This is a genomic window from Virgibacillus sp. W0430, assembly GCF_051846935.1.
In the GTDB taxonomy this organism is placed as follows: Bacteria; Bacillota; Bacilli; order Bacillales; family Amphibacillaceae; genus JBPYCR01.
This window is the reverse complement of the sequence record NZ_JBPYCS010000001.1, coordinates 46,815-70,878: the sequence shown is the minus strand read 5'-3', so window position 1 is coordinate 70,878 and position 24,064 is coordinate 46,815. Positions and strand designations below refer to the sequence as shown.

Here is a 24,064-nt window from a genome sequence, read left to right as displayed (position 1 = left end):
CGTAATCTTTTTCTTACCAGTTCCAAAAACCGACTACATCGATTCTTATCGAATCAATTAACGGATTCTCTTCCAGCTTTACGATTTCCTTTGTCGGCCCTGTTATAACAATTCCGTAATGATTATACCCATTTTCTTGCACGTAATTCATCCGCTCCTCTAAATCTAACCGCATACCATTGTACAACTTGCGTACCATACCTTCATGTTGCTTTAAGAAGCGCAATGTTTTTAAAAATTGTTCTTGGAGGATTTCAGTATCCCCTTCTTCATAATGTGGTGTAACATAACTTTCGGAAACACTTTTATTGAAAAAAGAACCTTCTTCTTCGTACGATTCTTGGATAAAATCTTCCTCATGCCAAATGGGAAAAGGAGGAAATCCAAACGGATCAAATACAATTCCACTATAATCTTCATCTCTTCCTTCTACCCCTGTATCGACAGCGAGCCACGAAAGCTCATAATCTTCACTTGAAAAATTATCCAACACTACGGAGGTCTCAACTGTTTCATTAAAAGACACATATGCGGTTACAACCGTGCCCTCTGGAAGATGATGCAACCGATCCCACTCTGACATCGAACGTTCTTTTGCATCAGGATAAATGAACACCGGCTCTTCTAAAGATTCCATCCCATACACAGTTCGCTCCGGGACACCCATGTGAGAGAATAAAAACGGGATATGTAGCTCTCCAACTTTCATACTTTCCCCGCCGACCTTTTTTCGAATGTCTCTCGTTGCATGCATACGAAAGAAAAAATCGACACTAGAGCTTGTTCCGCCTAAATGGCCATATGGTTCGGTAACCGTCATTGTATGATCAATAACATTCCGGAAAACTTCGATACGATCTGGCTTGCCCCAAGTGTAGTAAACACCTGATAAAACTGTGGTAACAATAAGAAAGAGTAGAATAATTCCCAAAGCAGTAAAAGCCGTTTGAAATCGAGCTTTCCATTTACTCCACCTTAATATCCTTTTTGTTTTCTCTTTACTCGCCACAGAAGAATGCTCATTCGAATGATTGGCTTCCAAATAATTTTGATAGTGTTCCATCTTTTCCAATTCTTTTTCAAATGCAGCCAGCTCTTCACCTTCTAGCTGTCCTTTTTCATATTTCTCCAACCGATCCTTAAACAAACCACTCAATTGCTTTCCACTCCTTTCTGTCGGCGAATCACTTGACGACCACGAAATAAACTGACTTTAAAGCTTGCTAAAGAGACTTCCATAACAGTCGCCGCCTCCTTATACGATAATTGATGAAAATCATGAAGCAAGATGGCTAGTTTCTGTTTTTCTGTTAAGCCTTCCAGCTCATTTATAACGATCTGTATTTCATCATCCAATACCACTGCTTCTTCTGGAGTTTTCCTTTTATCAAAAAAACTTCGAAGAAAACCTTCTCCTTTTAATTCAATTCGCTCTTGTCTACGATAGTGGTCAATAAACGCTCGATAGGCTACCGTGAATAACCACGCTTTAATGCTTTCATCATTATTTGCCTCAACATACAAATAAGCCCGTAAAAATGTTTCCTGAACCAGGTCTTCAGCAGTATGGTGATTATGACATAACGAGAGAAGGAAGCGATAAATATCAAAAAAATAATAAAGATAAATGGACTCAATTGAATTTTTCACCTGCTCCCCCCTCGTATAGTATGTTTAGGCTTTCTTTTCCGCCTATTGTTTCTAACTGTTTCTATATCAATAATCGGGTATGTTATACCCGTTACTTTGCACTACTGGCGGACGCTTTCCGCGGGCATCGCTTGAGCCTCCTCGGAAGAAATCACTTCCTGTGGGGTCTCAAGACACATGCTTTCCCCGGTGGAGTCGCCGCCTTTCGTTCCAAGTAACTAATAAGTGCAGGTCTTCTGTATATATAACGGATGAGAACCTAAAAGGTTACGCCCTTTTTCTTCGTAATCGTATTTACTCGAGGTCATCCTTCATTACTTTGTCCACAGTACGCAATTCGCCCTTTTCCTTTCCAACAATCCCATAGAAAAACAGCTTCGTTATTTCCTCTGTCAAGGGTAATACTTTTTCGTTTACTTCTTTTTGCTGCATGTAATCTTTTAACATGCCTACATAAAATAAAATCGATTCATTGGATATGGTTGGGTCAATATACCCTTCTTTTTTCCCTTCATCAAAAAGCGTAATAAAGCCTGGGATTGCTTTTTCTTTATAAAACATATCCACGTAGCTTCCTTTTTCGGAATACTCTTCCATAAAATAATGATAGAAGTTTTCATGCATATGCGCAGTTGCTTCCTTCTTTTCAAATATAATTTGTTTGATTTTATCCGGAAAAGGCAGATCGCTATTTAAAAGCTGCTCATACGCTTTCCACTCTTGATCGATATAGCTTTCGATTACTTCCTGAACTAAATTTTCCTTAGTAGTAAAGTAATTATATATTGTCACTTGAGAAACGTTCGCTTCGCTCGCAATCTTTGCAACAGAAACGCTTTGCACACCACTTTTTGTAAATAAACGCAATGCCGCTTGCACGATATTATTTTTTTTCATTTCGCTACGTCTTTGAAATCCATTCATTTTCTTCACCTCTTTATTTAGTGTAATTATATTTTTGAACGATAACAACTTTAGTAGTTCAAAAATAATTGACTTTAAATTTTTACTCCGATACTATGAACGAACAAACAAAAAATAGTTCATTATTTTTTTGCAAAAGACCTGCGGTAATATGGCAATCAATACATAGTTCTTCAACTATCAATATCAAGGAACCAAGTGCTTGAAACGAATAACGGCGACTCCGACGAAAAACATGACATGAGACACCAGAGCGAGCGCATTTTGCGAGCGAGAAGACTCATGTCATGGCCGCTGAAACCGACCGCCTGCACAGTGCAAAGCTATGGCAACCGGAATAATAGAAATAAACAATAGGTAGCATTAAAGCACCTAAACTTAGTAAACGAAGGAGGTTAAAACATGAACATATTAAGAACAAATAAGTTATCGAAAAGATTTGGAAATTTCACTGCATTAAATCAAGTAAATATATCTGTTAACGAAGGGGAAGTATACGGCTTTATCGGACCAAATGGCGCAGGAAAATCAACAACCATTCGAATCCTGCTCGGAATTCTAAAAGCTACGGAAGGTACAGCCGAAATATTCGGTAAAGATACGTGGAGAAAATCTGTGGACATTCACAAACGGATTGCCTACGTACCTGGAGACGTAAACCTATGGCCAAATTTGACTGGCGGAGAAGTAATTGATTTATTTCTTAAATTTCGGGGTGGAAACCATAAAAGCAGACGAAACGAATTAATAGAACGATTCGATTTAGACCCATCAAAGAAATGCCGTACTTATTCAAAGGGGAATCGACAAAAGGTTGCACTTGTTGCTGCTTTTTCTTCCAATGCTGATTTATATATATTAGATGAACCAACCTCTGGACTAGATCCGCTAATGGAGCGTGTATTTCAATCGTACGTCTTAGAAGCGAAACAAGCGGGAAAAAGTGTATTGCTCTCAAGCCATATATTATCCGAGGTAGAAAAGCTATGTGATACAGTTGGGATTATTCGCGAAGGTGAAATTATCGAAGCTGGCTCTTTAAGTGAAATGCGGCATTTAACACGAACACATCTACATATTGAAACGTCGGAACCAATTGTGTCGCTAAATAAGCTAAATGGTGTGCACGACATTACTCAAAATGGGAAAAAGCTTTCCCTTCAAGTTGATACCGAAAAATTGGATGCAGTTATAAAGTATGTAAGCAACTATAAAATTTTAAAGTTAGAAAGTACCCCTCCTACGCTTGAAGACTTATTTATGCGGCATTACCAAGGAACGAGCGAAAAAAATATATGCAGTGGAGGTGCTTCCTAATGCATAAAACATTATTTATGAACACGGGATTGATTTTTCGCTTTTTATTACGACAGAATCGACTTCGAATCCCAATCTGGATACTGTCATTAACGAGCATAACTTTAGTTGTTGCCCATTCATTTTTACAATTATATCCAACGGAAGCAGATAGGCAAGCGATTGCAGAAACAATGCAAAATCCCGCTCTGATTGCTATGATTGGCAAAAATTATGGTATGGATACATATACATTTGGAGCAATGCTCGCACACCAAATGTTGCTTTTTACAGCTATTGTCGTAGCAATTATGAATATATTTTTTGTCACACGGCATACACGAACCGAAGAAGAAGATGGAAGAATTGAACTTGTTCGTTCTCTTCCTACAGGACGATTAGCCAATTTAGGCGCTACATTTACCGTTATCCTCGCAGTTAATATCGTCTTAACGTTTTCAGTAGGTTTCGGGTTGTATTGCTTACAAATTGATAGTATCGATTTATTAGGATCTTTATTATATGGTAGCGCTCTTGCAGCTACGGGAGTTTTCTTTGCAGCAATAACTGCTGTTTTTGCTCAGGTATCTGCAAATGGTCGCGGAACAATTGGACTCTCTTTTGCAGTACTCGGTATTTCTTACATTATTCGTTTAATTGGTGATACTAGCAACGAAACACTTTCTTTGTTTTCCCCTTTGGGTTGGGTAATTCGTTCGGAAGTATTTGTAAACAACTATTGGTGGCCAACACTAACAGCGAGTGGTGGGGCAATTGTATTCATCGTGCTAGCCTTTTATTTAAATGCAAGCCGCGATTTAGGAGCTGGTTTGTTACCCTCAAGGGCTGGGAGAAAAAATGCAACCTTTTTTTTACAAGGTCCTATCGGTTTAGCCTTTCGATTGCAACGAACTGCACTAATTTCCTGGGCAGTAGCTATGTTTTTACTCGGCGTAACGTATGGTTCGATATTAGGTGATTTAGAATCCTTTATAAAAGATATTGAAATGATGCAGAAGTTATTTAAGCCTTTAGACGGCTTTTCAATAACAGAACAATTTATTGCTTTATTAATGACTATCATGGCTATAATCAGCACAATTCCTGCACTTATGACAATAACAATGGTTAAAGGAGAGGAAAATAAAAATCGTTTGGAGTTTATTCTAAGTCTCCCTATTTCTCGCTCCAAAGTGGTCGCGAGTTACTTAATAATTACACTAATCACTTCCTTTATAATGTTATCATTTACTGCTATTGGTCTATGGACTGCCAGTAACGTTGTATTGAACGATCCACTTGCTTTTGGAAACGTATATAAAGCATCCATTATCTATTTACCAGCTATTTGGGTAATGGTTGGGATTGCGCTGACTATTATTGGGCTTTACTCTCGATTTACTAGTCTTGTGTGGCTTTACCTAGGTTTTTCGTTCTTCGTTGTCTATTTAGGTGATTTATTAGATGTCCCTCAATGGATGCGGCAATTGTCGCCATTCGGTCATGTACCACAATCGCCAGTCGATGAAATGAATTGGCTTCCTACTAGTTTATTAACAATTTGTGCAGCTATCCTTATCTCGATCGGTTTCATTTGCTTTAATAGACGAGATATAAAAGGATAGTTAACTAAAGGATACTCGTTTATGGGGACTTCCCATCTGTTTGTACAAAGTTACACTTTTATTCATAAACAAAATATATGTATAGAATGATCTATCATTCGTCAGTACACAGCTTGCCTTTTTCTTCCGATTCTTCTCCTTGAAACGATTGCATTATTACCAATAAAACACTATGTATATTTCTTATCCAATACTAAAAAGACACTATTTTACATTGAATCACAAGCTCAATGTTTTTTCTTTTTGTTTTTAATCATTTACAATAGAAGTGTAGATAATATCTCCCTAGTTGTGCATACTATAAGGAATTTGCATCTGTTCAGACAGATTCATTGTTGTATTTATCTATTTAAATCTCTAACTTTATTAGGAGGTAATTCGATTGGGACGTTTAAATGAAAAAGTAGCAATTATAACCGGTGGTGCTTCAGGGATTGGCGCAAGTATGGCAACGTTATTTAGAAATGAAGGTGCAACTGTTATTGCTGCCGATATTAATCAAGAAGCATTGGATAAAATTAGTGAACATGAAAACATTCATGGAATGAAGCTAGATGTATCTAGCGAAGAAGACTGGCAAGCACTCGTTGAAAATGTTGAAAGTCAGTTTGGTAAGATAGATATTCTGATTAATAATGCCGGTGTGACTTCCGAAAAAACAATCGATCAGATTAATTATAAGGATTGGGAATTCCTATCCAAAATCAATGGCTTTGGAGCTATGATGGGCATTAAATATGTTGCTCCTGCAATGGCGAAAAACAATAGCGGTTCAATTGTAAACTTATCTTCAGTTACCGCTCAAGTAGGAATGGGGCTTAACTCTTACTCGGCATCCAAAGGTTCCGTCCGAGCCATTTCAAAAGCAGCAGCCACACAATACGGAAGAAATGGTATACGCGTTAATGCTGTATTCCCAGGAGTAATTGAAACACCAATGACTAAAAATCTAGATTCGAGTAAAGACGCTCTGAATCGAATTAATGCATTGACACCTTTAGGCAGACTAGGTAAGCCAGAAGATGTAGCAAATGCCATTCTATTTTTAGCAAGTGATGATGCTGCTTATATTACAGGGGCAGAACTGGCAATTGATGGTGGGTATTCGGCATTGTAACTTTAGCATCAAGGATACAAAGCTATCGAATGTGCAAATAATGTACAAGTAGACGTACGAATTTTAAATGATAGATTTACCTTTATCGTATAAATAGAAACGTACCATCCGAAAAACTGAAATTACAAAAAAATGTTTCCGATTATAAGTGCTCCATAATCGGAAACATTTTTATTTTCAGTTCGTTTCTTTAAAATTTAAAGATCACCTGACGAAAGATGCTTATTTCACATGTATTTTACCAGTGTCCTGTTCTGTAACCGTCCCAATTACTGACGCCTGGACGTCCTTACTGAGCAGTTCCTTCTCTAACTCTTCCGCTTCATCTGCCGCAACTGCGATTAGAAGTCCACCTGATGTTACCGGATCACTTAAAATTAGTTGATCTACTTCATCTACCGCCGCGTCATAAACCACTTTATCTTGGAGCCACTGATGGTTTTTCTTAGCGCCTCCAGGTACAATTCCTTGCTCCGCTAGTTCTCGAACGCGCTCCAGAACAGGAACGCGCTCTTTTTCGATCGTAATTCCTACATTACTTCCTTTCGCCATTTCTGAAGCATGACCGAGCAAGCTAAAGCCCGTAACATCGGTACATGCATGAACGGTATACGATTGGATTGTTTCAGCTGCTGTTTTATTTAAAGCAGCCATCAATTGCATGAGTCGATCTAGCTCTGTCGCATCTAGCATATCTCTTTTTATCGATGTCGTTAATATTCCTACACCAATAGGCTTCGTTAAAATAAGCTTATCTCCAGGTTGTGCTCCATTGTTCGTTTTAACCTTTTCCGGATGTACAATACCAGTAACCGATAACCCAAATTTAGGCTCTTTGTCATCAATCGAATGTCCACCAACAAGGGTCGCGCCTGCCTCTGTAACTTTATGCGATGCGCCTGTTAGTATATCCGTCAAAATCTGTTTATCTAACGTATCGATCGGAAAGCCGACAATATTCATTACTGTCAATGGCTTGCCGCCCATTGCATATACATCACTTAGTGCGTTGGCAGCAGCAATTTGACCAAACATATACGGATCATCGACAATCGGTGTGAAAAAGTCCAACGTTTGTACAAGTGCTAATTCCTCGTTTAACTGATAAACCCCTGCGTCATCTGAAGTGTCCAAGCCAACAAGCAAATTCGGATTCTTTTTCGTTTGCGGCAACTGACTTAAAACCTCGGATAGGTCCAATGGATTTATTTTACAGCCACAGCCACCCTTACTTGATAGTGAAGTTAATTTTATCTTTTCTTGATAAGTCATTAAATCATCTCCTATTTAATACGTGTTTATAAATCTTAACCAAAGCTTCTATTTCGTTATGTAATGCATGATGTCTATTTACATATACTCTAGCACTCTCACCGATTTGTTCCCTTAATTGTGGGCGATCTATTAATTTCTGAACAGAGTCAATGAATTCCGATTCATTACGATAAATAAACCCTGTTTCATTATGCGATACAATACTTTTATTGCCATGATTAGATGATACAATTGGCGGAATTCCTAAAGCCATCGCCTCTAATATTGCAGATGGCTGTCCTTCTGAAATGGATGTATTTAAAACAACGTCCGCTTCTTTTAAAAGAGCGCCCATTTGTTCATGAGGCAACTGTCCTATATAGTCCACCCAGTTTTCCCGATCACGGACAAGTTTTTTTACGTATTCCCCTTCATCTGCTTCAATGACAGGTCCTACGATCCACAGCCGTATATGCGGGTATTCCTCCTTTAGCTTTTCCAACGTAAAAATGGCATTTGGTATGTTTTTAATTTTACGCAAACCAGCAGGTAAAATAAATAAAAATGTACCTTTTTCCTTTATATGTAAAGAATTAGTTTGTGGAAAGGGGGATATACTTTGCGGAATGACGTATAGCTTACCGGAAACCCCAGGAACCTCTCGTGCTACTGTCTTCATTCCCTGTTCTTCAAATACATGAATCGCCTCTGCCCCTTGTAACGTTTCAATAACTTGCGCTCGCTTCGCTTCATTAAATAGATCCTTATTTAAATCGGTTCCTGTCATCGTTAGTACATATGGCTGAACGGAATCATTTACTTTATTCATAAAGTTGTAAAACTGATACGCATGGAAACCATGATAAATATCAGCAGTTAATGATACATGAGCGCTTACTTCAGCTGTAGCATTAATTACTTCCGTTTGTAGCCCCCTAGCAGACAAACCGTTGTTAATTCGTTTCACCGTTATCGTATTTCCTCGCTGCTGATCGAAAAAAGGGACGATCAATTTCACATTCACTACCTTGCCCCCCTTTCAAAAGTATTCTAATGCCTATTGTAGCATGTTTTCAATGTTCATTCCGCTTAAAGAATCGTTTCGGTAATACGAGCACTTTTAAATGTATGAGTAGCATATTTTCGGGAGAACATAAAAACGAGCTATTGTAAATTGCCTTATTTGGTTGGTATATAGGCTTTGCACAAACTTCATCAGCAATATGCATTGACATGTACAAAGACTCTAGTGGAAAAGCAAGACCCAAATATCCACTTAGGAAATTTGAAAAAACGTCCTAAGTTAGTTCAGGCTTGCCAACAGAAAACGGAGCACAAGCCAACGGCAGTAAACGCAGTGCCACTCAATCTTCCAGTTTGTATGAGTAAACTGTTTGTGGGGGAACAGATGCACGAATCTAACTAGATAATATGTGATCAATTTTACTTCGAACGATATACACATGAATAACACCGTTGATTTTCTAGAGGAGGCTGAGGCCGTGCCCACGGAAAGCGTAGTGTATATCTACTGCGGTCGGTAGGAATCAATACTAAAATTAACGAATACAAAGAGAGGTTTTTTAACTTCTTAAAATAACACCCACAAATACGTGACTCAATCTTCCAGTTTTTATACTTTGACTACAAATATCGAATCAACTATACTAAATAATTGTGAAAGATTACCGTTGTTCGAAACCATCCAACGTAAAAAAACTAAGGGAGAGAATATAATAATGAATTCAAGAACACTAGTTGTAAATGCATTAATAGGAGCTTTATACGTCGTTGTAACATGGTTAATCGCCCCATTTGGGTTTACCCATATTCAGTTTCGGATATCCGAACTGTTTAATCACCTCGTCGTCTTTGACAAAAAGTATTTCTTTGGAATTGTGCTAGGCGTATTTTTCGCCAATCTTTTCTTCTCACCGATGGTCGCTTATGACTTACTCTTTGGTCTTTCTCATACTATTTTTTCTTTATTAATAACGATTTTTGCTGCACGCTTTATTACAAATAAAATAGCCTTAATGGGAATAAATACAATTGTATTTTCTTTCAACATGTACATTATCGCCTTAATGTTAAAGCTTGTACTCGAAATTGATTTATCGTTTTTATTTATTTGGTTAACAACTGCGGCAGGAGAGTTTATTGTCATGACAATTGCAATTCCGATCGTGTATGCCTTAAATAAGCGGTTAAAGTTTAATCAACTCGTTTAACTAAAAACGAGCAACCAAAACAACATTCAAGTGCGGTTAAAAGATCGCCAATCGTTGACCTGCAATTGGACGTAATCGTTTTTGAAAATAGGGGTTCCCAGTTGATTGTAGTGGAACGTGCGACTCCAGCCTCAATATATGAGTCGAAGACCGTGGACAAAGTAGCGAGAGAAGCGGATGAGACCATGCCGGCGGAACGCGTGCGCCGTTCACTGCAATCGACGGCTTCCCGCTAATAATCAAGTTTGAGGACTTTTTCAGTGGCATTTAATCCGCACTGTGGCGTCTCCCCCTTCTCTATTCCTCCGACTGGAGTCTCGCACCTTCCTTTCGCTACTGTCGGAGACCATCCTTGATTTTCCACAAGCTAATTGGAAAACATGTTTAATTGAAACGATCTTATTCTTTAATTAAACCATTGTCGACAAGGAAATCATGAGCGACATCTTCCGGTTTTTCATTATCTACGTCTACACGTGCATTCATTTGCAGCATTTCTTCCTCTGATATTTTACCAGCCAAGGCATTTATAACATCTTTCAACTCTGGGAATTGATCTAACACTTCCATACGAACGATCGGGACCGCATCATATTTCGGGAAAAACTGCAAGTCGTCCTCAGTAGTAGCTAAATTAAACAATTGAATTCTGCTATCTGTAGTAAAGGCAGGTATAACATCCACATCCCCATTTTTAACTGCATCATACATAATGTTTGGATCGAGGCTACTCGTTTTCGAGAATTCAAAAGGATACGCTTTAATCAAGTCATCAAACCCTTCTCCAACCCGCTCATAAAAAGCATGCGGAGCTCCAAAAACCATCGCTTCCTTTTTAGATATGTCAGCCAGCTCTGAATACGTTGCAGCCTCATACCCATTTTCCTTCCAATAAGCAAGCGTATATCCGTTTTCAAATCCTAACGGTTCTAGCCAAGTAACATCGTATTTTTCTTCATATCCTTTTTTCACCCGTTCATATATACGCTGTGCACTTTCACCTGGCTCGGTTTGCTCCTCCAACACGTCTTTAAGCCCTGTTCCGGTATATTCTACATAGAGGTCAATTTCCCCCTTCTCAATTGCAGGAGTTAAAATAGCAACTTCCCCAAGTCCTTCTTTATATGTAACCTCGTAATTTGTTTTATCTTCAATATACTTTCCTAAAATATACGGTAAAATAAATTGCTCTGTCCATGGCTTCCCACTTATTACGATTTCTTGTTTTTCACTACATGCACTTAACAGCAGTAGAACCGATGCAAAAATTATACCTACTAACCGCTTCAATGGTTAATCCTCCTTTATAAATTCAATCCTCTTGGCGTCACTTTCTTTTCAATCCATTTCAATAGCACATCAAATAAAATTGCTAATAAAGCAACCGGCACTGCGCCAGCAAGCACTAATGAATTATTGTAGGATTGCAAGCCTCGATAGATAACATCTCCCATTCCACCGCCACCTACAAATGTTGCCAAAGTAGCAATTCCAACCGTCAAAACCGTTGCCGTACGCACCCCTGCCATAATTAGTGGCAGTGCGGTTGGGAATTCAATTTTCTTTAAAATTTGATTGTTTGTCATACCCATCCCTCGACCTGCTTCAATAATCGATTGGTCAACACTGATTAGCCCTGTATACGTATTACGAACAATAGGCAGCAATGCATAAATAACGAGAGCAATTAATGCTGTTTTTGAGCCTATTCCGATTAAAGGGACGAGAAACCCAAACAAAGCTAAACTTGGGATCGTCTGCAAAATCGCCGTTATACCTATAACAGGCTCAGCAAAATGGCGATATCGTGCAACAATCATCCCAGCCGGCAACGCGATAGCAATTCCAATTGCAAGCGCTAAAAACGATAAAAAAATATGTTGAAGAAATGCATTTATAATAAGATCTGATCTACTCGTGATCGTAGCTATAAATTTATCCATAGGCCGTCGTTCCTTCTTGGTGCTTTAAGGCTGCATCTAAAAGCGTTTTATGACTTACATAGTAAACCGATTCGCTATCGATCACCTCTAAGTGACATTCGGGATGCTTTATCAGTAAGGTGTTCGCTTCTTCGACAGTCATGCATGCATCTGCTCGTATAACTTCGCCTTCTGATTCTGTTTCAAAAAACATTTGTAATTCTTGCAAACTCTTATTCTTGAAAGTTTGCTTTCTAGCAATTCTTTCCACGCCTATAAAGCTTCGAACAAACGCATTTTCTTGATGACTGAGCAATTCATTTGGAGAGGATACTTGCTCAATTTTGCCATTGCGCATAACAACTATTAAGTCTGCAATTTCTAATGCTTCATCCATATCGTGCGTAACAAATACGATTGTTTTTTGGATTTTAACTTGGAGGCTTTTTAATTCTTTCTGCAGCTGTTCTCTGCTAATCGGATCAAGTGCTGAAAACGGCTCATCCATCAAAATAATATTAGGGTCACTCGCCAACGCACGCGCTACACCGATACGTTGCTGTTGTCCACCGGAAAGCTCTAACGGATATCGATTTTTATATGTAGCCGGATCCAATTTAACCAATTGCAAAAGCTCATTCACCCGCGAATCAATTTGCTGTTGCTCCCAACCTAACAAATCGGGAACAAGGGCAATATTTTCTGCAATCGTCATATGTGGAATAAGTCCAATCCGCTGAATTACATACCCAATGGAACGCCGAAGCTTTACAGCATCCTTTTGCGAAATAGGCTCTTCATCAATAAACAATTCACCAGAGGATGGTGTTTCTAACCGGTTGATCATCTTCATCAAGGTTGTCTTTCCGCATCCAGATGGTCCAATAATCGCTGTTAATTTATGAGGAGGAATCGTTACGGAAACATTATTTAATGCAACCGTCCCATCTGGATAACGCTTTGTCACTTCTTCAAAACAAATAATTATACATCCCATCCTTTCGTTTAAAATAACGTGCTCGTTTGTTGCAAAATTTAACATCTAATCGTACTCGTATTTCTGTAGGTGTCTTCGCCCTATTTATCCGTTCCCATTTACTATACGAACGAAACCCACATGCTTAATTAAACAATAGGATACATAGTAATTACACCCATTACGTTTGGGAAGAAAGACATCTGTACGCTAGGACGCTTCCTGTCATCATTTTATAGCCGTCACGTCCACACCATCCTTAACTAAAAAAAGATTAGCGCCTTATAGTATATATAAAGCGCTAATCTTTTTTATGCTATATTTTATTTCCAAGGTAATAGCTTATGTTCAAGCCATTGCAATCCTCGATTGAATGTTAAACCGAGCAAAGACAAAACGAGTACACCGACCATCAGTTTTGTTGTAATCATTAAGTTTCCATAATGTAAAACCATCGATCCAATACCACTCTCTGCTGCAATCATTTCCGCGGAGACTAACAATAAAAGCGATGTACCAGCAGCTAGCTTTAACCCTGCAAAAATCATCGGCAAAGAGCCCGGTAGAATTACTTTGCGAATGACATTAAACGGACTTGATCCAAAAGTAACAGCTGCCTTAACAAGCATTTGATCAACATTTTTCACACCTGAAAATGTATTAATTACAACTGGGAAAAAGACACCTAGAGCAATAATCGTTACTTTTGACAATTCTCCGATACCGAGCCACAAAATAAATAAAGGCAAAAGAGCAATTTTCGGAATCGGATAGATTGCGTATACAATCGGAGTCCCAATAGCATCCGCCCATTTTGAAAAACCAAGAATTAGTCCGATCACAATACCAAAGCTCGCACCAATTGCATACCCTACAACAATTCGATATAAGCTTGCCGTAAGATTTGTATAGATTTCACCGCCTATAATCATGTCCCAGCCGGTAAGTACAATCGCAGAAGGCGCAGGCAAAAATAATGGTGATACGATATTCAAGCGTGTAATAAGCTCCCAGATAAGCAGAACGCCTACTATTCCAATAAAAGAAGCATAAATAGGTATTTTCTTTTCTAAAAACGCGACGCGATTCGTTATCACTTGTTTCTTTTTGCTCATTTTCATTACTCCTTTAACGCTTCGGCCGCATCATGGCGAATTAATTGCCATATAGCATCCGCATATTGCTCAAATTGCATGCGATACTTTTCCTCGCCTCTCCCTGTTTTTGGCAAATCAATAGAAATAATGTCTTTGATTTGCCCAGGGTGACGAGAAAGAACGATAACTCGATCTGCTAAATAAACAGCTTCTTGTATGTTGTGTGTAACATATAGTGTACTTAATTTCGTCCGGTTCCATATCGTCAATAATTCTTCCTGCATTAACGTACGTGTTTGTGCATCAAGGGCAGAAAACGGCTCGTCCATTAACAATAAATCTGGTTCAATTGCAAGTGCTCTAGCAATTCCTGCTCGTTGCTTCATTCCACCGGATAATTGCTTCGGATATGCATTTTCAAACCCCGTCAAGCCTACCATATCAATGTAATGCTGGCCACGTTCTTTCTGTTCCTTCTTACTTAATCCTTTTTCTTCTAAACCATACACAACGTTTTTAAATACGGTACGCCAAGGAAACAATGCAATTTCTTGAAATACAATACCTAAATTCGGTTGCTTGTTGTCCATCCCTTCAAAGTAAACAGACCCTTCCGTCGGGGACATAAGTCCTCCGACGATGTTTAAAAGGGTCGACTTTCCACAACCGCTTGGACCTACCAACACGACAAATTCTTCTTTATCAATTGAAAAATTAATATTCTCTAGAGCGGTTACTTCTTTCTTTTTCGTATCTGTAAACTTCTTGCCAACATTATCTATAACAATCTTCATCGATTTCACTTCCCTAGTTCTGTCAACGCCTCGTCTAGTAAATCCGTATTTACGATATCGCTTGCATCAAGTTCCTTTTCAAGCAAATTTTCTTTTACATACCAATCGATTTGAGTTTGAATATCTTCTGCTAGTAATTTTCCGTCACGATCCATATATGGTAGACCTTGCTTAATAATTTCCGGGTCTTGATCTGTATATTCCGCAATAATCGTAATAACCTCGTCAAAATTTTCCCCTGCAACAAGCTCTCCGTCTTCCTTCGTTAATACTGCATCGTAATAATAACGTGTGGCTTTTGCATAAGCCTTTAAGAACTTTTTCGCGGTATCCTCATCTCCTGCAAATGTTTTCGAGAAAAAGATTCCGGAAATTTGGTAGTCGAACGTATCGCCAATTTGTGCAACTACCTTTCCGTACCCTTCATCTAGTACTCTAGAAATATTCGGCTCATTTAAAAGGACAGCATCTACCTGCTTGCTCTCCAACGTCTCCATTAATCCAGGAATACTGTTCAAAGGAACAAGATCAACATCGCTTGTTGACAGTCCATTTTCTTCTAATAATCGTCCCGTCATATAGTGATACGTGGAGCCTGTTTGCGTAATCCCTATTCTTTTCCCTTTCAAATCCTCTACGCGCTCTACATCGGAATCGTTCGGAACGAGTAAAGCAGTAGAAGAATAGCCTTCCTGTTCTCTACCTTTATCCGCTACAATAACGAGTTCTTCACCGCCTGCTACCATATTGTAAAGGCTAGCAGTAATTCCGGTAGCACCTACATCAATATCTCCGCCGGCTGTTGCAACCGATATTGGCTGGGCTGCTTCAAACCATTCCACATTCACATTAATGCCTGCTTCTTCAAAATATCCTTTTTCAATCGCTATAAATAGTGGTGCTGAACTTGTTAGCTTCAACATTCCTATATCTACAGCAGTACCTTCACTGCTCGCATTTTTTTCTTCAGTAGTATTTTTATCTCCGTCATTTTGACTACAAGCGATTAAACTAATGGCCAAAATAAACAAAGCTCCCAATAAAAGTATATTTCTTTTCATCACCGTTTTCTCCTCACATTTCTGTAAAAATTACAACAACCTATAATTACTTATATGATTTATAGAATAGCACAATTAGACAAATTTCTCCATAAGTAAAAAATAGTAATAGCGCCTTACAACCGACTGCTTCAATTTACACAATCCGTCAAAAAAGTAACTGCATTCGTTTGTTCATTCTCTGTTCATATTCAAAATCTATACTATGACCAATGAACAGTCAAAGGAGTGAAGGAAATGCTTCAACCGATACGAAGTATTGTTAAATATACAAGTAGTCAAAGAGGGGCAAAAGTAACAATCATCGCTTGGATTGTGGCCGTTATTCTTTTAAGTGCCTTAGCACCTTCTGCAAAAGAGTATGAAACTAACGGTACAGAAGGTAGCATCCGTGCCAATACGCCATCAGAGGCTGCTTCTGCACTATTAGATGAGGAATTTCCAACAGATGAAGGCTTAACCGCACTACTCGTATTTCATCGTGAAACAGGGATTACTCAAGATGATGAAGAAATGATTCAAACATTTAGTGAGTGGCTCGTTTCTGAAGAGAAACCAGAAGGAGTAGCTAGCTCACTTCCATTCCATCAATTCCCTCCGAATGTAAAGAAACAGCTCTTATCAGATGGGAATACAACATTACTATTTAACATTGCTCTTGAGAAAAATCTAGAGTCAAATGAAGCACATGAAACATTACAGAAGCTGCGTAATCAATTAGAAGCTTATAACTTAGCGGGTATGGATTTCGAAATTACAGGCCCAGCAGGTATCGCAGCCGATACGATCTCATTGTTCAAAGACGCTGATTTTATATTAATGCTTGCTACCGTTTTGCTAATCTTTATCATTTTAATTATTATTTATCGCTCACCGCTTTTGGCTATTACACCGCTATTAATAGCCGGTATCGTTTATGGTGTTGTCGATCGTGTGCTAGGTCTTGCTGGTAAATATAATTTGTTTACGATCGAAGGCCAAGCAACATCTATTATGCTTGTACTACTATTTGCTGTACTAACCGATTATAGCTTATTCGTTTTTTCTCGTTATCGCGAGGAACTAACCAAACATTTATCAAAATATGATTCTATGGGTGAAGCGATTTACCACGTATGTGAGCCTATATTTTTTAGTGGTGGTACAGTTCTATTAGCAATGCTCTCGCTATTTGTTACATTATTTAACCCTTATCATTATTTTGCACCTGTATTTACAATCGCGGTTATATTTATTTTAATCGCTGGTTTAACACTAATCCCAGCATTATTTGCAGTATTAGGACGAAAAGCATTTTGGCCATTTATTCCAAACGTAAATAAAAGCAAGCAACCGAAAAGACGCTTTTGGAAATGGGTTAGCGCTCAGGTAAGGAAGCGACCTGCAATAGTTGCAAGTAGTATACTTGTCATCTTACTTATCGGAGCTGCGAACATTTTAACAATACAATTCTCTTTTAATTTGCTAAAGTCCTTTCCAGAAGACATTTCTTCACGCCAAGGCTTTGAGATTTTAGAGGAGAACTATCCAGCTGGACAGCTTGCGCCTGTTACAGTAATTCTTGAAGCAAATAAAAAAATAACAGTAAACAAAGATTTTATAAATAATGTAAATCAATTAAAAGAAACACTTGAAGCTAAGGAAGATATCGTTTCCGTACGACCAGACTTATCTCAGCTTACCGAAAATGGTATTGCTGAATTGCCAAAAGGATTTCTTTCAAAAAGCGAAAAGGCAATTAAAATGGAATTCGTACTAAATGAACACCCGTACGAAAAAGATGCAATGGATACGATAAACATGCTGCGAAAGAGTGGAGATGAGCTATTAGCAAATGCGCAGCTGTCTTCACAGGATTATAAGTTGCATTACGCCGGTCAAACAGCACAGCAGCTGGATGTGAAACAGTTGAATAAGCGAGATATGATTATCTTATTCACACTAGTGACCGTATTACTAACACTTGTACTCGGCCTTCAAACAAAGTCAATTGCCCTACCAATTATTATGATGGGAACGATCCTTCTATCGTACGCGTCTGCACTAGGATTTAGCTGGTGGGTTGTAGAACACTTTATTGGTTACGAAGCGATCAGTTATCGTTTACCTGTCTATGCGTTTATTTTCATGGTAGCGCTTGGTATTGACTATAATATTATGCTCGTCTCGAGAATGAAGGAATTCGTAGCAGAAGGACAATCGTGGGACGTAGCCATTCAAAAGGGGATCACCGTAACCGGGGGCGTTATATCTTCAGCAGGATTAATTCTTGCTGCAACGTTTTCTGTTTTAATGACCCAGCCTTTACAAGAGCTGTTCCTATTCGGATTTATGATGGCCCTAGGGATATTACTTGATACCTTTGTCATTAGAGGCTTTTTACTTCCATCCATTCTCACTTTATTCCATCGTTTTGGTTGGAACAAAAACATAGAAGCGAGCCAACAACACGTGCAAGAGATATAATATCATTTCTGAACAATTTATATTCAAACTAAAAGGGCCCTTATCATTAATCAATGATAGAGGCCCCCTTTTTTCTTTTTCAAAATTGCATTACATATAATTTCGTAAAATTATATATGTTAAATAACCTAAGTAAAATAAAACGAGAACGACACCTTCTGCTTTCTTCACTTTGTATTGCGTTCGTGAAAATATTAATAAAAATACCGTCAAGACCATCATAATCACAATATCAATAAATACATCGGAATCTGTAATCATCATTGGCGAGACGATGGAAGCTGTTCCTAACACAAATAATATGTTAAATATATTGCTACCAACAACATTCCCTAATGCTATTCCTGCTTCTTTTTTCACTGCTGCCGTTATCGACGTTACGAGCTCAGGAAGGGATGTACCGAACGCAACAACCGTTAAACCGACTAATGTTTCGCTCATTCCTAGCTTGTAAGCAATCTCTGTACTGTTCGTAACAACTAGTTGCCCACCGTAAATGATTCCTGCTAACCCTAATATGGTGAATACAAGATTTTTGCCCCACGATATATTGCCAGCCTTCTCATCATCAGCTGTCTTATTATTTCTACTTTTTCTTGCCACCTCAAACGCATAATACATAAAAACAATAAAAAACAACAAAAAGATCAGGCCATCACTGCGTGTTATTACATTCGTCGCTGTTCCTTGTAAAAACGTATCACCGATTAATACAAACAATGCCATGCTTGCTAATAACGTAAAAGGAATCTCCTTTCTGACGGTTTCATCCTCCACGCTTAATGGACTTATAAATGCAGTGATCCCAACTACAAGTGTAAGATTAAATATATTACTTCCGACAACATTACCGAGGGAAACACCCGAGTTCTCTTGTAATGAAGCGATAATACTAACCGTCGCCTCAGGAGAGCTTGTTCCGAGCGCTACAATCGTAAGACCGATAATCATGGGCGGAACACGTAATAATCGTGCTATATTTGAGGAACCATCAACAAAAAAGTCCGCACCTTTTATTAATAAACCGAAGCCTATAATAAGAAATACATAAGTCATCTTCTTTTACCTCTACTCGTTCTTTTAGACGTTGTGTTCTTTTTTATCTATACCCTAGTACTCGTATTATCATACAAAAGAATAACTTATTCAAACGGGATAAAAAAGCGGATTGAGTCAAGTATTTGTGGGTGTTATTTTAAGAAGTTAAAAAACCTCTCTTTGTATTCGTTAATTTTAGTATTGATTTCTACCGACCGCAGTAGATAGTTTCCTTTTATCCCTCAATTCAAAGCGTTGCTTATCCCTATTATCAGCGATGTATTGATCTAATTCCCCTAGGAATTGTGCCATTTTGTTAGTTGTGTTGTCGTAACTTAACTATACAAAAGAGGGTCCTTTTTTTCATGGAACACGACTAAATTATCCATAGATGATGTAACCACTCCCAGTTGATTGTAACGGAAGGTGGTGACTCCTGCGGGAATAGCAAGCGTCTGAAGACCCCGCAGGAAGTGGTTTTATTCCGAGGAGGCTGAAGCCGTGCCCGCGGAAAGCATCCACCTGCAGTGAAAATCAACGGTGTTATTCATGTGTATATCGTTCGAAGAAAATTGATCACATATTATCTAGTTAGATTCGTGCATGTGTTCCCCACAAACATTTTACTCATACTGTTCTCCCACCACCATTTTATTCATACAGAACCTATTACATCATGGTACGATTATTAACAAAGCATATTCAAAGTGTTTAGAATAGAAGCACGGCCAAGATTAAAATAAAAGGATGGTTTTTACAGTGATCATTAGAGATTCCGTCGACTCCTTCATTATGATTGAACAACACAATCATGCACACCTAGCAAAAGATATAGCAGAAAAATGGAAGGAAATTCCCCGCTATACGAAAAATCAACCAAAGGCGTCCGTTATGTATGCAATCGGAAATCATGACCGCGGCTGGCAAGCATTTGACAAAGCCCCTTTTTGGAACGACCGAAAAAAAAGACCGTTTACGTTTATCGACCTCCCACTATCTGTGAAAGCCGTTCTTTATACAAATGGCATTAATGAAGTGGAACAGGAGGATTTATATGCAGCACTCCTATGTAGTAAGCATTATACCCAATTCATGCAACGAGCAGCAGGACATGACGCTCAGCAGTTTGTTGTTCGAGAAGAAAAACGACAACACCAACTAATCCATCAACATAGTACGATTGACAACAATCTGCTCTCTACTCATTTGGATTTTCTTAAATTATGCGATAATTTATCCTTATACATTTGTTTAAACGATCCTGGATCAAACAAAGACGATGAACACCCGTTTTTCAAGGAAGGTATCCCAATAGCTTCTACACTCCAATTAAGCGAAACGGGAAGCATGAAAGTACATTTACATTGGCAAGATAAAAAGACAATCGAAATGGATCCATTTCCCTTTGAACATAACGTTCACCTTACCTTCCCATTAAAAAGGATCGCTAAACGTACAATTGCCGATATTGGTCTGTTAAAAGCATATAATCAAGCTCCATACGAAAACAAGACCGTTGTTCTAACGCCAATTTCCATTAATTCATAAGGGAAACCGTCAAATAAGCCATCCGTTCCGTTAAAGTGCACTACAAAAAGAGCATACTTCGAGTACGACAAGGCATTATACAGAGCTGTACTCTTTTAAAAAAACGGTCGTACAATATATGACGTTGGTGAAGAAAAATCACATTTTTTGATAGGGAAATGTGAAGGAAGTTAATTGCTTCATTTATCCGTTGCAAGTTAAACAGAACTGAAGTTTGTGTAATAAGGCTATTAGCCCTCTTTAAGCTGACTGGAAACGGAAGTCGACGGACTCCTGCGGAAATAGCACGCGTCCGAAGATCCCTGTAGCAAGTCAGATAAAGGAGCTACAAAAACTGAGTCCGTGCCCGCGGAAAGTCTGTCGGCTGTAATGCAAGTCAGCGACATCCGAATGCAAGCTTTCATGTTTAGTTCTATTTCATTAGTACGTATTTCTCGACTTAAAATACATCACCAACGTCGTTTGACAAAGAACCAAAAAGACGGCTATTGAATGTCCTCAATAGCCGTCTGATTATGTTACCCTTTTATAATTTGAGCAGGGCGAATATATTTAGAAATAATCCCGTGCTTAGGTGAGAAAATAAAGCTAATTATGAACGCAATACCCGTAGCAAACGCCATCGATCCGGAAATCGACGTATCAATCCATGCAGCGATATAATAACCGCCAACTGCAGACAATACACCAATTGTACCACTAATAAGTAGCATATGAATCAGCTTATCTGTCCATAAATAAGCAGCAGCTGCTGGTGTAATCAACATTGCCACGACCATAATTGCGCCTACTGCATCAAAGGAGGCTACTGTTGTAATCGAAACTAGACTCATGAAAAGGTAGTGCATAAGAACGACGGGAATCCCTAAGCTTGCCGCCAATGCCGGATCGAACGAAGTAATTTTCCACTCTTTATAAAACACAATAATGAAAAACAACACGATACACAATACAAGCGCTAGTAAAGCAGTTGCTTTAGGTACGTCACCAACGATAGGCAACGTTATTTTATCCCATGGAACAAAAGTAATTTCACCCATTAGCGTATGCTGTACATCTAGGTGTGCATTTCCTACTGAAGTTGCAATTAATATGACACCGATAGCAAATAATGTCGTAAAAACCACACCAATGGAAGCATCCTGCTGCACCCCTTGCGTATGCAACCATTGCACAAGAAGCGCTGTCACAAGCCCGGCTAAAATAGCTCCAACAAGCATATGCGTACCACTCAATTCACGCGTAATAATATAAGCGAGCACAATTCCTAATAAAACGGTATGACTAATTGCATCAGCCATCATCGCCATTTTACGTAATATTAAAAAAACACCAATTATTCCACAGGATAAACCAACTAATGATGCAGTCAATAAAATCCAAGCTGTATACGTCATCTGTTTTCCCCCTTAATCCCTTGGTTCATAGGGGACTTCACTAGTTCCTTCGCATATTCCTTTTCATGAAGCTTTTGCTGGATATACTGGATTAAAATTCCTTTTTCCTTTCCAAAAACAAGCGAAACAAAGAACACTACAGCTGCAACTAGAACGATAAAAGGACCGGTTGGCCAGCCACTTCCTAGCGCGCTTATTCCTGTCCCAATCGCTCCAGAGCCTCCGCCAAAAAAGGCCGATAAAAAAAGCATTGTTTTAAATGAATGTGTCCAATAACGAGCACTTACCGCCGGAATAATAATTAAGGCAGCAATTAAAATAACTCCAACCGCTTGTATGCCAATTACAATCGTCAATACGAGTAAAGCAGTATATAATCCGTCAAGCCCTTTCAGAGATAAGCCTAATCCTTTAGCAAATTGCGGATCAAACAAAAATATTTTCCATTCCTTAAATGCAATAATTGTGATTAAAATAACAATTAAACTTAAAAAAAGCATCATAAAAACATCCGATTTTACCATGGCTGCCGCTTGGCCTAAAATAAACCGATCGAGCCCGCTTTGATTTCCTGAAGCGGATCGACTTACAATTGTCAGCAGCATTATGCCAAACCCAAAGAAAACGGATAATACCATGCCCATCGCCGTATCCTCCGTAATGCGTGTGGAGGAACGTATCCATTGAATAAATAGAGCACCGATCAAAGCACTAACAGATGCACCTATCAAAATAACAAAGTAATTTTTTTCGCCTAAAAGGGCAAAGGAAACCAACACACCTGGTAGAGCAGCATGTGCGAGTGCATCGCTCATAAGACTTTGCCGCTTCCAATATGCCAAACAGCCGACAAGTCCAGCAGCTATCCCTAAGATCATCGTGCTTAATAGCACCCATTGCAAGTTACTGCTGGATAGAATGGACCACATCGCTGCTCTCCCCTTTCATCCAGCGCATGTTTCCACCATACGTTGCGGAAACATTATCTTTTGTGAACACTTTTTCTGTTTCCCCATGCTTAATAATCGTTTTATTTATAAGGAGTACGTGATCAAAGTAATCTTCAACAGATTGCAAGTCATGATGAACGACCATTACCGTTTTTCCAAGGTTCTTTAGCTCCTTCAAAATATCCATAATCGCTTGTTCTGTTGCAGCATCAACACCAACTAATGGTTCATCCATAAAATACAAGTCCGCATTTTGTACAAGCGCCCGGGCTAAGAAAACACGCTGCTGTTGTCCACCAGAGAGCTGGCTAATTTGTCGAAACGCATAATCAGCCATCCCCATTTTCTCTAACGATTCGTAAGCTTTCTTTTTATGGGAAGCAGTTGGCCATTTCAGCCATCCGATTTGTCCATACAATCCCATTAAAACAACATCCAATGCGTTCGTAGGAAAATCCCAATCAACGGAACCTCTTTGTGGAACGTAGCCGATTCGTTTCTTCGCCTTTTTAAAGCTTTTCCCGTAAAAAGAAACAGTCCCGGATAATGTCGGATGAAGATTTAAAATCGTTTTAATTAGCGTAGACTTCCCTGCACCGTTCGGCCCGACTATGCCCGTTAGCGATCCAGCCTGCACCTCAAAGTTTATATCGTGCAGCACGGTATTTTTCCGATAAGCTGCAGCTAAGTCTTTAACAGTTAAAACCGTTTCATTCAT

Annotated in this window: 21 protein-coding genes and 1 riboswitch; of the genes, 6 read left to right on the top strand and 15 right to left on the bottom strand. The window is 38.8% G+C overall.

Annotated elements, in window-relative coordinates:
* Positions 1-13: 13 nt before the first annotated feature.
* The 3 genes from ACLIBH_RS00330 to ACLIBH_RS00320 form a co-directional block, all read right to left on the bottom strand.
* Complete coding sequence (locus ACLIBH_RS00330; protein ID WP_439314684.1) at positions 14-1,156, bottom strand: anti-sigma factor; 1,143 nt, start codon at positions 1,154-1,156, stop codon at positions 14-16.
* The gene (locus ACLIBH_RS00325) at positions 1,153-1,650 is read right to left on the bottom strand and encodes a sigma-70 family RNA polymerase sigma factor (protein WP_439314683.1); all 498 of its coding nucleotides are present in this window, start codon (positions 1,648-1,650) and stop codon (positions 1,153-1,155) included. Before ACLIBH_RS00325 ends, ACLIBH_RS00330 begins: the two co-directional genes overlap by 4 nt.
* A gap of 294 nt (positions 1,651-1,944) precedes the next feature.
* Complete coding sequence (locus ACLIBH_RS00320) at positions 1,945-2,574, bottom strand: TetR/AcrR family transcriptional regulator (protein WP_439314682.1); 630 nt, start codon at positions 2,572-2,574, stop codon at positions 1,945-1,947.
* A gap of 402 nt (positions 2,575-2,976) precedes the next feature.
* On the opposite strand from ACLIBH_RS00320, the gene ACLIBH_RS00315 reads away from it, so the two are divergent.
* From ACLIBH_RS00315 to ACLIBH_RS00305, 3 genes are all read left to right on the top strand, one after another.
* Positions 2,977-3,891 (top strand): ABC transporter ATP-binding protein, encoded by a 915-nt coding sequence (locus ACLIBH_RS00315; protein ID WP_439314681.1) that lies wholly within the window; start codon positions 2,977-2,979, stop codon positions 3,889-3,891.
* Positions 3,891-5,495: an ABC transporter permease gene (locus ACLIBH_RS00310; RefSeq protein WP_439314680.1), complete on the top strand. Its 1,605-nt coding sequence runs from the start codon at positions 3,891-3,893 to the stop codon at positions 5,493-5,495. The genes ACLIBH_RS00315 and ACLIBH_RS00310 overlap by 1 nt, the downstream gene beginning before the upstream one ends.
* A gap of 382 nt (positions 5,496-5,877) precedes the next feature.
* Complete coding sequence (locus ACLIBH_RS00305; RefSeq protein ID WP_439314679.1) at positions 5,878-6,612, top strand: SDR family NAD(P)-dependent oxidoreductase; 735 nt, start codon at positions 5,878-5,880, stop codon at positions 6,610-6,612.
* Positions 6,613-6,834: 222 nt separating this feature from the next.
* On the opposite strand, the gene selD is transcribed toward ACLIBH_RS00305, so the two are convergent.
* The gene (gene selD, locus ACLIBH_RS00300; RefSeq protein ID WP_439314678.1) at positions 6,835-7,884 is read right to left on the bottom strand and encodes a selenide, water dikinase SelD; all 1,050 of its coding nucleotides are present in this window, start codon (positions 7,882-7,884) and stop codon (positions 6,835-6,837) included.
* A gap of 4 nt (positions 7,885-7,888) precedes the next feature.
* A complete protein-coding gene (locus ACLIBH_RS00295; protein ID WP_439314677.1) occupies positions 7,889-8,890 on the bottom strand; it encodes a glycosyltransferase family 4 protein in 1,002 nt (333 codons plus the stop codon).
* A gap of 660 nt (positions 8,891-9,550) precedes the next feature.
* Positions 9,551-9,595, top strand: a riboswitch (PreQ1 riboswitch).
* A 10-nt stretch (positions 9,596-9,605) separates the two neighbouring features.
* Between ACLIBH_RS00295 and ACLIBH_RS00290 the strand changes: the two genes are divergently transcribed.
* Entirely contained in the window at positions 9,606-10,097 is a 492-nt protein-coding gene (locus ACLIBH_RS00290; RefSeq protein WP_439314676.1) for a QueT transporter family protein, read from the top strand.
* Between the two features lie 399 nt (positions 10,098-10,496).
* Here the strand turns inward: ACLIBH_RS00290 and ACLIBH_RS00285 are convergent, their stop codons facing one another.
* The 6 genes from ACLIBH_RS00285 to ACLIBH_RS00260 form a co-directional block, all read right to left on the bottom strand.
* Positions 10,497-11,387: a glycine betaine ABC transporter substrate-binding protein gene (locus ACLIBH_RS00285; RefSeq protein WP_439314675.1), complete on the bottom strand. Its 891-nt coding sequence runs from the start codon at positions 11,385-11,387 to the stop codon at positions 10,497-10,499.
* A 14-nt stretch (positions 11,388-11,401) separates the two neighbouring features.
* Entirely contained in the window at positions 11,402-12,040 is a 639-nt protein-coding gene (locus ACLIBH_RS00280; RefSeq protein ID WP_439314674.1) for an ABC transporter permease, read from the bottom strand.
* Positions 12,033-13,004 (bottom strand): ABC transporter ATP-binding protein, encoded by a 972-nt coding sequence (locus ACLIBH_RS00275; RefSeq protein ID WP_439314837.1) that lies wholly within the window; start codon positions 13,002-13,004, stop codon positions 12,033-12,035. The genes ACLIBH_RS00280 and ACLIBH_RS00275 overlap by 8 nt, the downstream gene beginning before the upstream one ends.
* Positions 13,005-13,318: 314 nt before the next feature.
* Positions 13,319-14,110 carry an ABC transporter permease gene (locus ACLIBH_RS00270; protein WP_439314673.1) on the bottom strand — a complete coding sequence of 264 codons (792 nt, stop codon included), beginning with the start codon at positions 14,108-14,110 and terminating at the stop codon, positions 13,319-13,321.
* A gap of 5 nt (positions 14,111-14,115) precedes the next feature.
* Positions 14,116-14,886, bottom strand: a complete 771-nt coding sequence (locus tag ACLIBH_RS00265; RefSeq protein ID WP_439314672.1) for an ABC transporter ATP-binding protein — start codon at positions 14,884-14,886, stop codon at positions 14,116-14,118.
* A 5-nt stretch (positions 14,887-14,891) separates the two neighbouring features.
* Positions 14,892-15,947, bottom strand: a complete 1,056-nt coding sequence (locus ACLIBH_RS00260) for an ABC transporter substrate-binding protein (protein ID WP_439314671.1) — start codon at positions 15,945-15,947, stop codon at positions 14,892-14,894.
* A 237-nt stretch (positions 15,948-16,184) separates the two neighbouring features.
* Here ACLIBH_RS00260 and ACLIBH_RS00255 point away from each other — a divergent pair, with 237 nt between their 5' ends.
* Entirely contained in the window at positions 16,185-18,413 is a 2,229-nt protein-coding gene (locus ACLIBH_RS00255) for an MMPL family transporter (RefSeq protein WP_439314670.1), read from the top strand.
* A gap of 90 nt (positions 18,414-18,503) precedes the next feature.
* Here ACLIBH_RS00255 and ACLIBH_RS00250 read toward each other — a convergent pair whose 3' ends face one another.
* A complete protein-coding gene (locus ACLIBH_RS00250; RefSeq protein WP_439314669.1) occupies positions 18,504-19,469 on the bottom strand; it encodes a calcium/sodium antiporter in 966 nt (321 codons plus the stop codon).
* A 741-nt stretch (positions 19,470-20,210) separates the two neighbouring features.
* Here ACLIBH_RS00250 and ACLIBH_RS00245 point away from each other — a divergent pair.
* Positions 20,211-20,999: a DUF3891 family protein gene (locus ACLIBH_RS00245; protein WP_439314668.1), complete on the top strand. Its 789-nt coding sequence runs from the start codon at positions 20,211-20,213 to the stop codon at positions 20,997-20,999.
* Between the two features lie 518 nt (positions 21,000-21,517).
* Here ACLIBH_RS00245 and ACLIBH_RS00240 read toward each other — a convergent pair.
* Genes ACLIBH_RS00240 through ACLIBH_RS00230 form a run of 3 tightly spaced genes read right to left on the bottom strand, consistent with a single transcriptional unit; the run spans position 21,518 to position 24,064 of the window.
* Entirely contained in the window at positions 21,518-22,396 is an 879-nt protein-coding gene (locus ACLIBH_RS00240) for a metal ABC transporter permease (RefSeq protein ID WP_439314667.1), read from the bottom strand.
* A complete protein-coding gene (locus ACLIBH_RS00235; RefSeq protein ID WP_439314666.1) occupies positions 22,393-23,325 on the bottom strand; it encodes a metal ABC transporter permease in 933 nt (310 codons plus the stop codon). Before ACLIBH_RS00235 ends, ACLIBH_RS00240 begins: the two co-directional genes overlap by 4 nt.
* Positions 23,300-24,064, bottom strand: coding sequence for a metal ABC transporter ATP-binding protein (locus ACLIBH_RS00230; RefSeq protein WP_439314665.1), 765 nt, complete (start codon positions 24,062-24,064; stop codon positions 23,300-23,302). Before ACLIBH_RS00230 ends, ACLIBH_RS00235 begins: the two co-directional genes overlap by 26 nt.

Excerpts from the sequence above, each read along its gene's own strand:
- ACLIBH_RS00320 (WP_439314682.1), bottom strand. The coding sequence starts at position 2,574 with ATGAATGGATTTCAAAGACGTAGCGAAATGAAAAAAAATAATATCGTG.
- ACLIBH_RS00315 (WP_439314681.1), top strand. The coding sequence starts at position 2,977 with ATGAACATATTAAGAACAAATAAGTTATCGAAAAGATTTGGAAATTTC.
- ACLIBH_RS00310 (WP_439314680.1), top strand. The coding sequence starts at position 3,891 with ATGCATAAAACATTATTTATGAACACGGGATTGATTTTTCGCTTTTTA.
- selD (WP_439314678.1), bottom strand. The coding sequence starts at position 7,884 with ATGACTTATCAAGAAAAGATAAAATTAACTTCACTATCAAGTAAGGGT.
- ACLIBH_RS00290 (WP_439314676.1), top strand. The coding sequence starts at position 9,606 with ATGAATTCAAGAACACTAGTTGTAAATGCATTAATAGGAGCTTTATAC.
- ACLIBH_RS00280 (WP_439314674.1), bottom strand. The coding sequence starts at position 12,040 with ATGGATAAATTTATAGCTACGATCACGAGTAGATCAGATCTTATTATA.
- ACLIBH_RS00270 (WP_439314673.1), bottom strand. The coding sequence starts at position 14,110 with ATGAGCAAAAAGAAACAAGTGATAACGAATCGCGTCGCGTTTTTAGAA.
- ACLIBH_RS00265 (WP_439314672.1), bottom strand. The coding sequence starts at position 14,886 with ATGAAGATTGTTATAGATAATGTTGGCAAGAAGTTTACAGATACGAAA.
- ACLIBH_RS00260 (WP_439314671.1), bottom strand. The coding sequence starts at position 15,947 with ATGAAAAGAAATATACTTTTATTGGGAGCTTTGTTTATTTTGGCCATT.
- ACLIBH_RS00255 (WP_439314670.1), top strand. The coding sequence starts at position 16,185 with ATGCTTCAACCGATACGAAGTATTGTTAAATATACAAGTAGTCAAAGA.
- ACLIBH_RS00250 (WP_439314669.1), bottom strand. The coding sequence starts at position 19,469 with ATGACTTATGTATTTCTTATTATAGGCTTCGGTTTATTAATAAAAGGT.
- ACLIBH_RS00240 (WP_439314667.1), bottom strand. The coding sequence starts at position 22,396 with ATGACGTATACAGCTTGGATTTTATTGACTGCATCATTAGTTGGTTTA.
- ACLIBH_RS00235 (WP_439314666.1), bottom strand. The coding sequence starts at position 23,325 with ATGTGGTCCATTCTATCCAGCAGTAACTTGCAATGGGTGCTATTAAGC.
- ACLIBH_RS00230 (WP_439314665.1), bottom strand. The coding sequence starts at position 24,064 with ATGAATGAAACGGTTTTAACTGTTAAAGACTTAGCTGCAGCTTATCGG.